We start from the raw sequence: 16201 nt of genomic DNA on the forward strand, positions 1-16201 counted from the left end.
TCGGACGGCGGGGGGCGGATGCGGCTCAGCGGACGAGGCAGGGCTTCCTGTTGTCGAAGGTCCAGTTCGGGATCAGGAACTGCATCGCCGCCGCGTCGTCGCGGGCACCGAGCCCGTGGGTGCGGTAGAGGGCATTCGCCTCCTCGACGGCCCCCCAATCGAGCTCGATGCCGAGGCCGGGCCTCTCCGGTACCGTCACGAGCCCGCCGCGAATCGCCAGCGGCTCCCTGGTGAGACGCTCGCCGTCCTGCCAGATCCAGTGGGTGTCGATGGCGGTGACACGGCCCGGCGCGGCGGCGGCGACATGGGTGAACATGGCGAGCGACACGTCGAAATGGTTGTTCGAGTGCGAGCCCCAGGTCAGGCCATGGTCCCGGCAGAGCTGCGCGACACGCACGGAGCCGGCCATCGTCCAGAAATGCGGGTCGGCGAGGGGGATATCGACGGCGCCGAGCTGGATCGCGTGGTTCATCTGCCGCCAGTCGGTGGCGATCATGTTGGTGGCGGTCGGCAGGCCCGTGGCCCGGCGGAACTCGGCCATGATCTCGCGGCCGGAGAAGCCCCCTTCGGCGCCGCAGGGGTCCTCGGCATAGGCCAGCACATGGCCCTGTCCCTTGCACAGGCGGATCGCCTCGGCGAGCGACCACGCGCCGTTCGGATCGAGGGTGACCCGGGCCTGCGGGAAGCGCTCGTGGATCGCCGTGACGGCGGCGATTTCCTCCTCGCCGCGCAGGACGCCGCCCTTCAGCTTGAAGTCGTTGAAGCCGTACTGCTCGTAGGCCGCCTCCGCGAGCCGGGCCACCGCCTCGGGGGTGAGGGCCTCCTCGTCGCGCAGCCGGAACCAGCCGTCGCGGGCGGTCGGCTCGCGATAGCCGAGGTCGGTCTTGCGGCGGTCGCCCACGTAGAACAGGTAGCCCAGCATCTCGACCGCGTCGCGCTGCTGGCCCTCGCCGAGGAGCGCAGCCACCGGCACGTTCAGGAACTGGCCCAGCAGGTCGAGGAAGGCTGATTCCACCGCCGTGACGGCGTGGATGGTGGTGCGCAGGTCGAAGGTCTGGAGGCCGCGCCCGCCGGAATCCCGGTCGGCGAAGTGGGTACGCATGGCGTTGAGCACCGCGTTCCACGCGCCGAGGGGCTGGCCCACGACGAGGTCGCGGGCGTCCTCCAGGGTCTTGCGGATGCCCTCTCCGCCGGGGACCTCGCCGAGGCCGGTGGCGCCGGTCGAGTCCGTCAGCGCCACGAGGTTGCGGGTGAAGAACGGACCGTGGGCGCCGGAGAGGTTGAGCAGCATGCTGTCGTGGCCGGCCACCGGCACGACCCTCATCTCGACGACGGTCGGCGTGTTGCGGCTGGCGTGGCGGGTATCGGACGACATGGCATCCTCCTGCGGTGAGGGGGGCGGTGATCCCGCGACCGGGATCGGCCGGACGCGCGGCGCGCGCGGGGATGGGGGAGGCGGAGCCGGGCCGGCGTCGGGCGCCGGCCCGGGGGCGCGTCAGACGCTCTTCAGTTCGACGCGGCGGATCTCACCGACCACCACGAGGTAGCAGAAGCAGGCCACCAGGGCGTTCAGGCCCACGAAGATCAGGGCGCCGTTGAACGACCCCGTCGTCTGGACGATGTAGCCGATGGCGATGGGCGTGGTGATGCCGGCGGTGTTGCCGAAGGTGTTGAACAGGCCGCCGGACAGGCCGCCGCTCTCCTTGGGCGAGGTGTCGGACACCACCGCCCAGCCAAGCGCGCCGATGCCCTTGCCGAAGAAGGCCAGCGCCATCAGCCCGACGACCACGGCGTCCGCCTGCACGTAGTTGCAGCCGATGATGCTCATCGACAGCAGCATTCCGCCGACGATCGGGATCTTGCGGGCGGCCGTCAGGGAGAAGCCCCGACGGAGAAGCATGTCGGAAATCACGCCGCCGAGGATGCCGCCGATGAAGCCGCAGAGCGCCGGCAGCACCGCCGCGAAACCGGCCTGGAGGATCGAGAGGCCACGCTCTTTCACGAGGTACACCGGGAACCACGTCAGGAAGAAGTAGGTCAGCACCGTGATGCAGTACTGACCGATATAGATGCCGAGCAGCATCCGGTTGGAGAGCAGCTCGCGCAGGGTCTTGCCGGTATTCGCCTGCTGCCCGCCTTTCCGCCCGTCCATCTCCAGCAGGGCGCCGCCGGCCGCGATGTAGTCCCGCTCGGCCTCGTTCACCGAGGCATGCGTCCTGGGCCCGTCGATGACCTGGAGCCAGAGCACGGCGAAGGCGATGCCCAGCAGGCCCATGCTGGTGAAGACGTGGTGCCAGCCGAACTTGTGGACGATCCAGGCCATCAGCGGCGTGAACAGCACGGTCGCGAAATACTGGGCGGAGTTGAAGAAGGCCGAGGCCATCCCGCGCTCCTTGGTGGGGAACCACGCGGCCACGATGCGGGCGTTGGCGGGGAAGACCGGCGCCTCAGTGAGCCCCACCGCGAGACGCAGCGCGAACAGCATCGCCACGGCGGTGAAGCCCGTGAAGAAGCCCACGGCTCCCTGCACCAGCGTGAAGCCCGACCACAGGGCGATGGCGGCGGCGTAAACGGACTTCACGCCGAAGCGGTCGAGCAGCCAGCCGCCGGGAATCTGCGCCAGAACGTAGGACCACGCGAAGGCCGAGAAGACGTATCCCATCTGGACCGGCGAGAGACCGAGCTCCTTGGCCATGTCCGGCCCGGCGATGGAGATGGTGGCGCGGTCGGCGTAGTTGATCGTGGTGGCCGCGAACAGCATCAGCACGATGAGCAGGCGGACGCGGGTGCGGCGGGACGTGTCGGCACCGGCGAGCGCGACGCTCGTCGTGCCGCTCGTGGAGGCACTCATGGTCGTTCTCCCAGATTGAGCGCCGCCCGGTTGAATCCGGGCGGTCGATCGTGCCGCCGTTGGCTCGGCGGTTCGTGTCGTCGGACCGGACGGGACGTCAGCGGCGGTGGCCGATCAGGGCCTTCAGCTCCGCGAGTTCGGCCTCGTCGAAGGTGGTCAGCGGCGGGCGGACGGGGCCGGCATGGCGGCCGACGGCGGTCATGCCCGCCTTCACGATCGAGACCGCATAGCCGCGCTTCCGGTTGCGGATCGCGATGTAGGGCAGCACGAAGTCGCGCAGTTCCCGGTAGACCGCGTCGCGGTCGCGGCGGCGCACCGAGTCGTAGAACGAGAGCGCCCACTCGGGGAGGAAGTTGAAGATCGCCGAGGAATAGGTGGTGACGCCCATCTCAAGGTAGGGGAGGGCGAAGGTCTCGGCGGTCGGCAGGCCGCCGACATAGGTGAGACGGTCGCCGAGGCCGGCATAGACCCGGGTCATCAGCTCCACGTCGCCGACGCCGTCCTTGAAGCCGACGAGATTCGGGTTGCGCTCGCAGAGGCCCGCCAGGGTCGTCTCGTTGAGCTGCGCGTTGGCGCGGTTGTAGACGATGACGCCAAGCGAGGTCGCCTTGCACACCGCCTCGACGTGGGCCGCGAGGCCAGCCTGCTCCGAGCCCACGAGGTACGGGGGCAGCAGCAGGATGCCGTCGGCCCCCGCCGCTTCGGCGGCCTTGGCGAGGTCGAGGGCCATCGCCGTCCCCTGGCCCGCCGGGGCGATGACCGGCGTGCGGCCGCGGGTTTCCTCGACACAGGCCCGGACGACGCGGTCGATCTCGGCGGGGGTCAACGAGAAGAATTCGCCCGTACCGCCGGCGGCGAAGAGGCCGGAGACCTTGTAGTCGGCGAGGCGGGAGAGGTTGTCGCGGTAGGCCGCTTCGTTGACGCTGAAATCGTCGTTGAAATGCGTGACGGGGAAAGACAGGAGTCCGGAGCCGAGCGTCCGCGCCATCTCCACGGGGGTCATCCGCGACATCTGCTTCTCTCCCTGACGTCAGCCGTTTCGGCGTTGCATCCGGGATAGGACCGCCCTTTCCATGCGTCCAACGTTGATTTTGGCTGGATTATCCTCAATCCTGCATCAATGTTCGACCTGGGGCACGCACGCAGTTTCGTTGCCGTCGCCGAGGAAATGCATTTCGGCCGGGCGGCGGCACGGCTCAACCTCACGCAGTCTCCCCTCTCGCGTCAGATCCAGATGCTGGAGCAGACGCTGGGCGTGAGCCTGTTGGAGCGCACCACCCGCGCCGTGCGCCTGACGCCCGCCGGACGCACGTTCCTTACGGAGGCGTACCGGGTGATCGCGGCGGCGGAGAGCGCCGCCCGGCTGACCCGCCGTGCCGCGCGGGGTGAGAGCGGGACGATACGCCTCGGCTTCACCGCCTCGTCGGCCTACCGGGCGCTTCCCCGCATCGTCTCCCTGACCCGTGCGTCCCTGCCCGAGATCGACCTCGTGCTGGAAGAGATGGTATCGGACGAGCAGATCCAGGCCCTTGAGGAAAACCGGATCGATGTCGGGATTCTCCGGCCGACGGCGGCGCTCCTCGATCCCAAGACGCCGCTCGCAACGAACATCCTGGCGCAGGAGCACCTGCTGCTGGCGGTTCCCCGCGACCATTCCCTGGCGCTGGGCAGGGCTCCGAGCCTCGCCGACCTCGACGGCGAGGCGCTCGTCACGTGGTCGCCGCGCGGTGGCCGCTACTTCATCGATCTGCTGGACGACCTCTTCGCCACGGCCGGCATCCGGCCGCGGGTGGTGCAGCGGGTGAACCAGCTCCACGCCATGCTCGCCCTCGTCGGCGCGGGAATCGGCATCGCCGTCGTGCCCGACAGCGCGCGGGGGATCAGCCTGTCGGCCGTGGCCCTGCGCCCCCTGGCGGCGCCGGAGGCATCGAGGCCCCAGCTCCTGCTGGCCTGGCGCCGGGACAACGCGAACCCGTGCCTGCCGACCTTCAAGGCGGCCATCGTCTCCGGCGACCGATCGCCGGACCGATGATCGCCTATTCCGCCGCCGCGCCCACGGTGTCGGCCATGGTTGCGCCTCGGCTTCCCAGCGGCCGGGGCGTGCCGACGGTGGTATCCTCGGAAGTCTGGTGCTCCATCTCGGCGTTCACCTGGGCGCCGAGCAGGACGATGATCGTCGAGATCCAGATCCAGGTCATGAAGCCGATGGCGGCGCCGAGCGACCCGTAGGTTTTGTTGTAGCTGCCGAAGTGGGCGACGTACCACGAGAACAGCAGGGACCCGCCAATCCAGAGGACGGCGGCGATGGCGCTGCCCCAGGTCACCCAGTGCCAGCGCGGGGCGTCCCGGCTCGGTCCGTAGCGGTAGAGGACCGCCAACCCGGCGAGCACCGCGAGGAGAAGTGCGGGCCAGCGCAGCCATGCCAGCCACCGCGCCTCGCCGGCGATGCCGAGGGTTTCGAAGACGATGGGCAGCACGACCACGACGGCGAGCGCCAGGATCAGGAAGGCCAGCGCCCCGGCGGTGCAGGCCAGGGTGATCAGGTTGAGCTTCACGAAGCCCCGCGTCTCCCGTTCGTCGTAGACGAGGTTCAGGGCATCGAAGACGTGCTTCATGCCGCCGTTGGCGCTCCACACCGAGAGCGCCACGCCGATGAGGAGGCTGACGCCCAGCGTCGCGTCGCCCTTCTCGTTCAGCGCCTTCACTTGGTCGCCCAGGATGTCGAGGGCGCCTTGGGGCAGGATCCCCTGCAGGCTGCCCAGTTGCTCGTTGATGGTCGAGGCATCGGCCATGAGGCCATAGACCGAGACGAGGGCGGCGATGGCCGGGAAGATCGCGAGCAGCGCGAAGAAGGTCACGCCGGCCGCCACCAGCGGGATCCGGTTCTCGCCGATATCGCGGTAGGTGCGCAGGGCGATGTCCTTCCAGCCCTTCGCCGGGATCTCGGCGGGGCGCCTCGCCCGGCGCCCGCGCTCGGCCTGCGCGGCGGCGACCGCACGGGCCTCGGCTCCGCCGTGGGAGGGGGAGCTTCGCCGCGCCTCGCCGCCCCCGTCATCGCCCATCGGGGACCGAACCGGAGGGCCGGAGCGCCTCGGCAGGGCAACGATCCCGACGAGCGCCGTGGCCATGGCGAGGGTCCAAATGAGGGAGCCGCGCCCGGCGCGCGTTTCGGTCGATCCGCGATCGGGTCGAGGGGAAATCATCGCGCTCTCCCGAACAGGTGACATGACCGCCCGCCGTGGTCGCCACGCGACGGAGCCCGGCAACGTGCCCGACGCCCTCGCCCCAGGGCGGCCGGTTTCGCCATCGACACGATGCCGAAGGTCCAACCTGACAAAGGGAGGTTCGTTCACTGGCCGGACACAGTGCGCCGCATGCTCGGCGTCGGCGAACGCAAAGCATCATCGGCCGCCGCGCCGGGGCTCGACGTCACATCATCCGAACAGCGACTTCACCGGCCGCGCGGGGGATGCGCGCGGCGACGGATCAGCTTCGCGGCTGCTTGGGCTCGGGCTTGGCGGAGCGGGTCAGGCTCTGGATCACCCGCGGCGGGCGCCCGGCCTTCTCGGCGATCTCGGCCTCCTGCTGCGCGATGAATTCGTGGGCGGGGACGTCGCCATCCAGCCCGCCGAGGAGCTCCATGGGGATGCGCCGGTTCGAGGCGCGGCTCCCGTCCTCGAAGAGGACATCGAACAGGATCGTCCCGCGCTCCTGGGGGAGCGACTTCACACGTTTGGCCATGCCGGTGCTGATAACCGCACAGGCCCGCCGATGCTAGGCCGTGGACTCACCGGGAGCCCGGCAACGGTCGCATGACGACGGGGAGGACGGCGGACGCACCGTCGATCGTCGTGCTCAAGTCGTTTCGGGCACAGGACATGGAGCTTGGATGCAACGGGCAGTGCCTTGTCAGTCCACGGTCCGTCGGACTGCGCCCGCCATCTTGTTTCGAGCGACATTCCGTTGTCACAGTCTGGCCCGACGATTGCGTGACAGCCACGACGGCGGGTCCACTCATCCGTGCAGGATTGTCGCACCCCCGGGTCATTCCCCTGCGCAGGGATGCCCGGTAGCCCTGTCGCGCTTCACCGGGGAAAGGAACGACCCTTGATCTCACGTTACGGACGCACCCTCGTCGCGGGCGCCGCGCTGGCCTGGGCCTTCGGTCAACCGGTCCTCGCTCAGGACGCCTCCACGGCCGAGCAGACCATCGACGTGATGAACAAGCTGTTCGGCAAGCATGCCGGCAAGCGTGCCAACCACGCCAAGGGCGCGGTGCTGGAGGGCAGCTTCACCCCGTCACCGGAGGCGGCGGCGGTGAGCAAGGCTTCGCTGTTCCAGGGCCCGGCCGTGCCGGTGACGATCCGCTTCTCCGACGCGACCGGCGTGCCCACCATCGCGGACGGCGCGAAGAACGCCAACCCCCACGGCATGGCCCTGAAGTTCAAGCTGGCCGACGGTTCGGACATGGACGTCGTCGTGAACTCGTTGGCCTACTTCCCCGTCGCCACCGGTGAGGAGTTCCGCGATCTCCTGAAGGCGGTGTCCGAGAGCGGGCCGGATGCCGCGAAGCCCACGCCGCTGGAGCGGTTCGTCGCCACGCATCCGGCCGCCGCGACGGCGGGCGGCACCGCCAAGACGCCGACGAGCCTCGCCCGCCAGACCTATAACGGCGTCAATGCCTTCATCCTCGTGGACAAGGACGGCAAGCGCCAGCCCTTCCGCTTCAAGTTCGTGCCGGTCGACGGCGAGGAGCTTCTGCCCGAGGCCGAGGCCGCCAAGCGCGATGCGAACTACCTCATGGACGAGATCGGCCCGCGCGTCGCCAAGGCGCCAGCGAAGTTTAAGGTCCTGGCGCAACTCGCCGAGCCGGGCGACCCGACCAACGATGCCACGAAGCCCTGGCCGGACAGCCGCAAGACCCTCGACCTCGGCACCCTGAGCATCACCAAGGCCGTGCCCGACAGTGCCGAGGCCGAGAAGGCGTTGCTGTTCATGCCGAACGCCCTGACCGACGGGATCGAGGTCTCGGACGATCCGCTAATCGATGCCCGCGTCCAGGCTTACGCCGTCTCCTTCGGCCGCCGCACCCAGTAGCGGTCGGGCGATCCGTCCGGGCGCCTGCGTCGTTTCGCGGCCCGCGTGGCCGCGAACTCGATTGGAGGCAACGCGCTTGCGCACTATCCTTCACGCGCCGGCACCCATTCAGGGCGGCCGGACCCGCACGCCATGCGGGTCATCGATGGAGGAGCGCGTATGACGGCGAAGACGACGGGCGATCCCGGGGGCGGTCAGCCCTGGGGAGCCCACAACACGGTGACGGTGGTCGATCCATCGCCCGTGAACTGGCTGTCCATCACCTGGAATACGATGGAAGAGGCCAACCGCGTCGATCACGACGGGATCGGCCAGCCGAGTTTGGCCGAGAGCTGGCGCTGGCTTGACGGCGAGACGCTCGAACTCACGATGCGCGAGGCCGTGTACCAGGACGGCGAGCCCTTCAACGCCGGCATGTTCAAGCTCGGCTTCGACAAGGTTCAGGAGTGGACCAACCCGCACCCGCCGGGCGCCTTCCTGAACTTCGCCCGGGACGTCACCTGCGAGGCGGTCGACGACCGCACCATCCGCATGCGCTTCCCCGGCGGCGACTCCGCCGCCCTCATGAAGCTCCGGGGGATGCACCTGCCCTCCACCCGCTTCTGGAACGAGTGGGGCTTCGTGGATCCCAAGACGGGATCGGCCGAAGGCCATTGGTGAGTGATCGACGCGCCTGGTCCGTGGGGGACTGGCCCGTTCGTGCTCACCGAAGGCGTCTCGCTGATCGAATCCCGCTCCGACCGCGTGGTCATGGAGCCGAACGAGACCTACTGGAATCCCGCCCGCAAGCCGACGGTGCGGATCGTCTACGACAACGTGATCGGCAAGGACGAGGGCATCAAGTCGGTGGCGGCCGGTGACGGCCGGGTCGATGTGGTGTTCGATCTGACGCCGGCCGAAGCGCACGCCTTCCCGGCGAGCGAGCACGGCCGCATCCAGACGAAGAAGGCGAAGACGATCCTGACGGGCGTCTTTAACGAGAACCGTCCGGATTCGCCCTGGCGCAACCCGGAGGCCCGCAAGGCGCTCAACCTCGCCATCGACCGACAGTTCGTGCTCGATCACGGCGCGCACGGTTACGGCACGGTGATCCCGGCCTTCATCCAGCCCGGCCGCTACGGCGCGGATCCCGGCATGACACCGTTCCCGCACGATCCCGAGGCCGCCAAGCGGGCTCTGGAGGCGGCGGGCGTGAGCGGGCGGGATCTCGTGTTCGTCGCGTCTCCGGCCTGGAAGGGCGTGGTCGAGGCTATCGGCCAATGCCTGTCGAAGGTCGGCCTCGGGGTCCGCTTCGTCAGCGCGAAGGAGGAGCCGCCGGAGGAGTTCGACGTCAAGCTCGAGTGGTACTTCGACTGGACGCCGCAATATCCGGTCGCCTGCGTGCACCGGGAATTCTTCGGCAAGGACGCAACCCTGCGTCAGGGCCCGGAGGATCCGGAGTTCGATGCCCTCTACGACAAGCTCCTGCACACGCCGCTGGAGCCGCAGACCGAAGAGGTGGTGCGGGAGGTCGAACGCTACCTGCAGGACAAGGCCAAGGCCTTGTTCCTGTATTCGCCGTTCACCCTCTTCGCGGTGTCGAACCGCGTGGACTTCACGCCCTACGACACCTGCATGTCGGAACTCGCCGAGACCCGCATCAAGGGTTGAAGCAATGCGCGGCGCGGGACATCCCGCGCCGCGCATCCCCATCCATGAGCGCCGGAAGGCCCGCATGATCGTCGCGACCGCCGGCCATATCGATCACGGCAAGACCTCCCTGGTGAAGGCTCTCACCGGCATCGACGCCGACCGGTTGCCGGAGGAGAAGGCCCGGGGCATCACCGTCGATCTCGGCTTCGCCTACGCGCGGTTCGGCGCTCACCGCCTCGGCTTCGTGGACGTGCCCGGCCACGAACGGCTCGTCCGCACCATGGTCGCCGGGGCGACGGGCGTCGGCTTCGCCCTGATCGTCGTCGCGGCCGATGACGGCGTCATGCCCCAGACCCGCGAGCACATTGCCATCCTCGACCTCCTCGGCCTGCGCCGGGGCCTCGTCGCGATCACCAAGAGCGACCGCGTGGAAGGCGCGCGCCTCGCCGCCGTCGAGGCGGAGATCCGCGGCGAACTCGCGGGGTCCGGCCTCGCCACGGCGCCGATCCTCACCTGCTCCGCACTGACCGGCGCCGGCATCGCCGCCATCGCGGAGCGCTTGGAGCGGGCCGCCGCCGGAACGGCCGTGCGATCCGCGGAGGGCGGATTCCGCCTCGCCGTGGACCGGTGCTTCACCATCCCCGGGGCGGGGCTCGTCGTGACCGGCGCCGTCCATGCCGGCACGGTGGCCGTCGGCGATCGCCTCCTCGTTTCCCCCGGCGGTGCCGAACTGCGCGTCCGGAGCATCCGCGCCGAGGACGAGGCCGTCGCGGCTGCGGGTGTCGGCCAGCGTTGCGCCCTCAACGTCACCGGGCCGCGCCTGTCGCGGGAGGCGATCCACCGGGGAGACTGGATCCTCGCGCCAGACCTCGACCGCCCCGTCCGCCACCTCGACGTCGCCCTGCGCCTGTTGCCGGGCGAGGAGCGAGCCCTGCGCCACCGTACGCCCGTCCATGTCCATCTCGGCGCGGCCTCGGCCACCGGGCGGGTGCTCCTGCCGCCCGGCACGGTGATCGAGCCCGGCCGGGAGCGGATGGCGCAGATCACCCTCGATGCCGGGATCGGTGCCCTCCACGGCGACCGCTTCGTTCTGCGCGACATCTCCGCCAGCCGCACCCTCGGGGGAGGGCGGATCATCGACATTGCGGGCACGCGCCGGGGGGGCTGGACGCCGGGGCGGCGTGCGGTCGTGGCGGCCCTCGACGAAGCGGACCATGCGGCCGCCCTCGCCGGGGTCCTGGCGCTCGAGGAGACAGGCGTCGATCTCGACCACTTCGCCCGTGCCCGCAACATTCCAGGGCCCGCCCTCGCGACTCTCGAGGAAAAGGCCGGGACGGTCGTCCTCGCGACGGCGAAGGCCCGGATCGGCTTCGCCCGGGCGCGGATCGAAGCGGTGGGCGCCGCGATTCTCTCGCTGCTGGCGGACAGTCACCGGATTGAGCCGGACTCCCTCGGCCTCACGGCGCAGGAGATCGGTGACCGGCTGTCGAAGATCGGGCGCGCCGTATTGCGGGCAGCCCTCGACCGCCTCATCGGCGGCGGGGCCGTCGCCCGGCGGGGTCCGCTCCATCATCTGCCGGGGCACGACGTCCGTCTCGCCGGACCGGAGGCCGAACTCTACGACGCGGTGCGCGTGGTCCTGGCGGGTGCCGGCCTCGACCAACCCCGGCTCGCCGACCTCGCGACCCGGGTGGCCTGCGACGCGGAGACCCTGCGCCCGCTCCTCGACAAGTGCGGGCGGATCGGCTGGCTGCGGCGGGTCTCCAGCCACTACTACGTCCTGCCGGAGGTGCTGGGCGAACTCGCCCGTCGCGCCCATGCGGTGGCGGCGGAGCATCCCCAGGCGCTCCTGACCGTGGGACGCTTCCGCGAGGCCACCGGCATCAGCCGGAACATCACGATGCCGCTACTCACCTATTTCGATGCCTGCGGACTCACCGTCCGCGTCGCGGACGGGCGCACGGTGAGGGCGGAGGTCGGCGAGATCTGATCCCGGGCGCCGCCCTCAGGGCGCCTTGTGGATCGGATCGACCCAATGCACCGTCTCGGGCTTCTCGACGGGCTCGACATCCGGGATGTTGACCACGACGGCCTCGTTGTCGGAACGCACGAGGACGCAGTGCAGCGGCTCGTCCGTCGAGGCGTTGATCTCCTGGTGCGGCACGTAGGGCGGCACGAAGATGAAGTCCCCCGGCCCGGCCTCCGCGACATATTCGAGCCGGTCGCCCCAGCGCATCCGCGCCCGGCCGGACACCACGTAGATCACGCTCTCCAGCGCGCCGTGATGGTGCACGCCGGTCTTGGCGTCGGGCTGAATCGCCACCGTTCCCGCCCAGATTCTCTGCGCGCCCACGCGGGCCGCGTTGATGGCCGCCTGCCGGTACATGCCGGGGGTCTGGGCGGTGTTGGCATCGAGCCTGTCGCCCGGAATGACCCGCACGCCGTCGTGCTTCCAGCGGTCCGGGCCCGGTGCCTCGGATCCATGCGGGTGGGGATGCGCACCGGGATGCGGGTGCGCGTCCGGCTGGTCCTGATCGTGGTCGTGCATCCGAATCCTCCGATGGCCGCATCATCGCATAAGCGGTCCGTGGGGGGCAGGCGGCACGGGCCGGAGGTCGTGCGGCGCGGGCAAATCGGCCCGACGGCCCGGACCACTCAGTTGCGATCCTCTTCGTTGAGGCCACCCCCGGCCTGCGAGTTGAGGTCCGGTTCGGCAGGTTCGGGGGCGCGGCGGGCGCCTTCGCCGCGCGGCTGCGGCTTGGGGGCCGCCGTCCTGGCCGGTGCGGGCGCGGGTTTCGGGGCGGCGGGCACCGTCACCGTCTGACCGCGCGGCCCGGGCGCACCGGGCGGGCCCGGCTGTCCCTGCGGCCCCTGGGGACCCGCAGGACCGGTCTCGCCGGCGGGACCCGGCGCGCCGTCGCGGCCGTCCATGCCCGCGATCCCCTGCGGCCCCTGCGGGCCGGCAGGGCCCGCCGGGCCGGAAAGGCCGGGCGGTCCGTTTTCGCCCCGTGGCCCCATGGGACCGGCGGGACCCGGCGCTCCCTGTTGGCCGCATTCCCCGACGACGACGCTGCGCTCCTCCTGCGGGGTCCGCAGCGTCGCGATGCAGGTCGCCGGATGGTAGACCACCCGCAATTCGAAGTTGCCGCGCTTGTCTGCCTTTGTGGTGAACTTGCGATCCAAGCTCACCTCGGCCTCGGCCTCATCGGTCGAGCCCAGAATCCAGAGTTCACCGCCTGTAATCCGCGCCGCCTCGATCTGGATACGGGCGAAGGACGGCGAAGAGGACAGCATCGTCAACGCGCACGCGGCACCAAGATGTATCAAATACCTTCGATGGCTCATAAATATCTCGGCCCACGCTGAAGTTGTTATACTTAATGAGCTTAAAGGTTTCAACGCCGGATCGTTTGCGGCCTGAATTGTCTTGGGGATCGTCCGCGATCGTCTTCCTGGGTTGCGCGCGGCGGGCCGCCCGGGCGAACCGCCCGCCCTCCGAAACGCCAAGGCCCCGCAAACCGCTCCACGATCGTGGACGGCGCCGAAAGGCGGGCCCGCCTTGCGCCCGGCTGTCCCGGGGGCGTAGAGGCAGTGGTCATACCCTCGCGGAGTTCGAGAGCGCGATGACCGACCGGATACCCGGCTTCAACACCCTCGCGATCCACGCCGGAGCCGCACCCGATGCGGCCACCGGCGCGCGCGCGACGCCGATCTACCAGACAACGAGCTTCGTGTTCGACGATGTCGATCACGCGGCCTCGCTGTTCGGCCTGCAGGCCTTCGGGAACATCTACACCCGCATCACCAACCCGACCAACGCGGTGCTGGAAGAGCGGATCGCGGCGTTGGAAGGCGGCACGGCGGCGCTGGCCGTGGCGTCCGGCCACGCGGCCGAGTTCCTGACCATGCACGCGCTGATGCAGCCGGGCGACGAGTTCATCGCCGCCAATAAGCTGTACGGCGGCTCGATCAACCAGTTCAACCACTCCTACAAGAACTTCGGCTGGTCGGTGGTCTGGGCCGACACGGACAACCCGGCTTCCTTCGAGGCGGCGATCACGCCGCGCACGAAGGCGATCTTCTGCGAATCCATCGCCAACCCCGGTGGGGTGGTCACCGACATCGCGGCGCTGGCGCAGATCGCCAAGAGGCACAACATCCCCCTCGTCGTCGACAACACCATGGCGACGCCGTACCTGATCCGCCCCTTCGAGCACGGCGCCGACATCGTGGTGCATTCGGCCACCAAGTTCCTGGGCGGACACGGCAATTCCATCGGCGGCCTCATCGTCGATGGCGGTACCTTCCAGTGGGCGGGGGACCCCCGCTATCCGATGATGAGCCAGCCGCGGCCGGAATACGCCGGGATGGTGCTGGCGGAGACCTTCGGCAATTTCGGCTTCGCCATCGCCTGCCGTGTCCTCGGCCTGCGCGACCTCGGCCCGTCCCTCTCGCCGTTCAACGCCTTCCTGATCCTCAACGGCATCGAGACCCTGCCCTTGCGGATGCAGCGCCACTCCGACAACGCCCTCACCGTGGCCGGCTTCCTCGCCCGGCACGAGGCCGTGGAGTGGGTGAGCTATCCGGGGCTCGAGACCGACAAATACTACGCCATGGCGCAGCGCTACACGCCGAATGGCGCGGGCGCCGTCTTCACCTTCGGGCTGAAGGGCGGCTACGAGGCGGGCGTGAAACTGGTCTCGAACCTCGAGCTGTTCTCGCACCTCGCCAATATCGGCGACACGCGGTCGCTCATCATCCACCCGGCCTCGACCACCCACCGCCAGCTCACCGACGCGCAGAAGACCGCCGCCGGGGCCGGGCCGGAGGTCGTCCGCCTCTCCGTCGGTCTGGAAGACCCGGCCGACCTGATCGAGGATCTGGACCGCGCCCTGCGCAGCTGACCCGCCCCGTTCTCCCCGGCCGGTGGCGACCCGCCGGGGCGGCACGGCCATGGAACAAACGCCGGCCTCGGCCCTTGTGCGGGGACCGGGCGCCGGTCCTGCGTGCCGCGCGGGCCCGCCCGCGCGTCCGGCGGTGGCCGCGTGATCCCGGTCTCCGCGGTACCCTGGATACGACGTCTCTGGAGATGGCAGCAGGTAGCGCCATGAAGCCCGGCGCGGCCATCGAGCCCGCCGCCCGTTTCGACACCCGCTCCCGGGCGCTGAACCCGATCGTGGTCGGCTTCGCCGTGATCCTGGCGATGCTCGCCGTGGCGGCGGGGGCCTTCACCTACCAGCAGCGCGGCACGGAAGCGGTGCGCCATGCCCTGGCGGTGGACGGCGTGCTGAGCCGCGTCCTGTCGGCGGTGCAGGACGCCGAGACGGGCCAGCGCGGCTATCTTCTCACCGGCGACGAAGAGTTCCTGCGCCCGTTCCGGGAGGGCCGGATCAAGGTCAACCGCGAGGTGACCAAGCTCCACGACCTGATGAGCGAGGACGACGCCCAGCGCCAGGAGCTGGATCGTCTGATCCGCCTGATCCGCAGCAAGCTCGACGAGCTCGGCGCGACGGTGGATCTGCACCGGTCGGGTGACATCGCCACCAGCCACACCATGGTCCAGCAGGGCGGCGGCAGGCACCTGATGGACGAGATCCGGACCATCGTGCAGGCGATGGTGGACCGCGAGAGCGCCACGATGGAGCGGCGTCAGGCGACCCTGTCGAAGGTCGCCCTGTTGATCTGGGGGGCGCTGGCTGCCCTCGCCGTCGCCCTGGTCGTATTCGGCATGACCGCTGCCCGTGAGGCGGCCCGGCGGGGGCGCCTCGCCCGGTTCCTGCCCTCCGAACTCGTGACGCGCCTCGCGGACGACGACGACAGCCTCAAGAACGGGCGGCGGCAGCAGGCGGTGATCGCCTTCGTCGACATGCGCGGCTCCACCGCCATCGCCGAGCAGCTCGATCCGAAGGCGCTGTCTGCCTTCCTGTCCTCCTACCGCCAGCGCGTGATGCGGCTGTCGCGGACCCATGGCGGCGTGGTCGACAAGTTCATCGGCGACGGGGCGCTGCTGGTCTTCGGCCTGCCGGAGCCCCGTCCGGACGATGCGGAGCGGGCGGTCCGCTTCGCCTGCGCCCTCGTGGACGACATCGCCGCGTGGAACGCCGAGGCGGAGCACGGCGCGTTCGTGCGCATCGGCATCGGCCTGCATGGCGGCGAGGTCTTCAGCGGCATCATCGGCGAGGAGGCGCGCTACGAATTCACCGTGCTCGGCGACACGGTGAACGTCGCCGCCCGGCTGGAGCAGGCGACGAAGGCCGCCGGGGTCCCGGTCCTGGCCTCGGAGGCGGTCCGGCGCGCGGCCGGTCAGGCGGGCGTCACATGGCGCGAGGTGAGCCGCGAGCCCCTACGCGGCCGGCGGGAGGCCATGCCATTCTATGCGGTGGAGCCGGCGCGGAGCGTGGCTGCCGCACCGACCACGGCCGAATCCATCACGGCGTGAGGTGTCCGCAACGGCCCGAGGTCGGCGGGCTGTGCGAGGCTAACCGCGTGTCCGCAGGACAGCATCCGCCACTGTTTTGCCCGCAAACCGTGTGATCGATTTGCCGCAATCGCCGGTAAGATTAATTTAACCTTTGACGGGTTACGCTCTTGGCGGCGCGGTCCCGTGCGTAAAACGCAAGG

12 protein-coding genes and 1 pseudogene are annotated in these 16201 nt (G+C 69.9%); 6 read left to right on the plus strand and 7 right to left on the minus strand.

Features of this window, described 5'->3' with window-relative positions; all coding sequences use genetic code 11:
• Positions 1-25: 25 nt before the first annotated feature.
• From gudD to kdgD, 3 genes are all read right to left on the minus strand, one after another.
• Positions 26-1375 carry a glucarate dehydratase gene (gudD, locus tag MFF06_RS08660; protein WP_238202898.1) on the minus strand — a complete coding sequence of 450 codons (1350 nt, stop codon included), beginning with the start codon at positions 1373-1375 and terminating at the stop codon, positions 26-28.
• A 120-nt stretch (positions 1376-1495) separates the two neighbouring features.
• Positions 1496-2851, minus strand: a complete 1356-nt coding sequence (locus tag MFF06_RS08665; protein WP_238202900.1) for an MFS transporter — start codon at positions 2849-2851, stop codon at positions 1496-1498.
• 97 nt (positions 2852-2948) lie between these two features.
• Positions 2949-3863: a 5-dehydro-4-deoxyglucarate dehydratase gene (kdgD, locus tag MFF06_RS08670; RefSeq protein WP_238202902.1), complete on the minus strand. Its 915-nt coding sequence runs from the start codon at positions 3861-3863 to the stop codon at positions 2949-2951.
• 108 nt (positions 3864-3971) lie between these two features.
• Between kdgD and MFF06_RS08675 the strand changes: the two genes are divergently transcribed.
• Positions 3972-4883 (plus strand): LysR family transcriptional regulator, encoded by a 912-nt coding sequence (locus MFF06_RS08675; RefSeq protein WP_238202904.1) that lies wholly within the window; start codon positions 3972-3974, stop codon positions 4881-4883.
• A gap of 4 nt (positions 4884-4887) precedes the next feature.
• Here the strand turns inward: MFF06_RS08675 and MFF06_RS08680 are convergent, their stop codons facing one another.
• Together MFF06_RS08680 and MFF06_RS08685 are read right to left on the minus strand one after the other, a co-directional pair.
• Positions 4888-6054 carry a YihY/virulence factor BrkB family protein gene (locus MFF06_RS08680; RefSeq protein ID WP_238202906.1) on the minus strand — a complete coding sequence of 389 codons (1167 nt, stop codon included), beginning with the start codon at positions 6052-6054 and terminating at the stop codon, positions 4888-4890.
• Between the two features lie 283 nt (positions 6055-6337).
• Entirely contained in the window at positions 6338-6592 is a 255-nt protein-coding gene (locus tag MFF06_RS08685; RefSeq protein WP_238202908.1) for a hypothetical protein, read from the minus strand.
• A gap of 321 nt (positions 6593-6913) precedes the next feature.
• Here MFF06_RS08685 and MFF06_RS08690 point away from each other — a divergent pair, with 321 nt between their 5' ends.
• The 3 genes and pseudogenes from MFF06_RS08690 to selB all read left to right on the plus strand — a co-directional run bounded on the left by MFF06_RS08690 (position 6914) and on the right by selB (position 11570).
• A complete protein-coding gene (locus tag MFF06_RS08690) occupies positions 6914-7948 on the plus strand; it encodes a catalase family peroxidase (protein ID WP_238202910.1) in 1035 nt (344 codons plus the stop codon).
• 273 nt (positions 7949-8221) lie between these two features.
• Positions 8222-9598 (plus strand): annotated as a pseudogene (locus MFF06_RS08695) (ABC transporter substrate-binding protein).
• 64 nt (positions 9599-9662) lie between these two features.
• Positions 9663-11570, plus strand: a complete 1908-nt coding sequence (gene selB / locus MFF06_RS08700) for a selenocysteine-specific translation elongation factor (RefSeq protein WP_238202911.1) — start codon at positions 9663-9665, stop codon at positions 11568-11570.
• Between the two features lie 15 nt (positions 11571-11585).
• Here selB and MFF06_RS08705 read toward each other — a convergent pair whose 3' ends face one another.
• Both MFF06_RS08705 and MFF06_RS08710 read right to left on the minus strand, forming a co-directional pair.
• Positions 11586-12128 (minus strand): cupin domain-containing protein, encoded by a 543-nt coding sequence (locus MFF06_RS08705; protein WP_238202913.1) that lies wholly within the window; start codon positions 12126-12128, stop codon positions 11586-11588.
• A 107-nt stretch (positions 12129-12235) separates the two neighbouring features.
• Positions 12236-12925 (minus strand): collagen-like protein, encoded by a 690-nt coding sequence (locus MFF06_RS08710; RefSeq protein ID WP_238202915.1) that lies wholly within the window; start codon positions 12923-12925, stop codon positions 12236-12238.
• Between the two features lie 278 nt (positions 12926-13203).
• Between MFF06_RS08710 and MFF06_RS08715 the strand changes: the two genes are divergently transcribed.
• Together MFF06_RS08715 and MFF06_RS08720 are read left to right on the plus strand one after the other, a co-directional pair.
• On the plus strand, positions 13204-14484 hold the full coding sequence (locus tag MFF06_RS08715; RefSeq protein WP_238202917.1) for an O-acetylhomoserine aminocarboxypropyltransferase: 1281 nt from the start codon (positions 13204-13206) through the stop codon (positions 14482-14484).
• A gap of 185 nt (positions 14485-14669) precedes the next feature.
• The gene (locus MFF06_RS08720; protein ID WP_238202918.1) at positions 14670-16019 is read left to right on the plus strand and encodes an adenylate/guanylate cyclase domain-containing protein; all 1350 of its coding nucleotides are present in this window, start codon (positions 14670-14672) and stop codon (positions 16017-16019) included.
• Positions 16020-16201 lie beyond the last annotated feature (182 nt).

Source organism: Methylobacterium aerolatum (assembly GCF_022179085.1).
Taxonomy (GTDB): Bacteria; Pseudomonadota; Alphaproteobacteria; order Rhizobiales; family Beijerinckiaceae; genus Methylobacterium; species Methylobacterium aerolatum.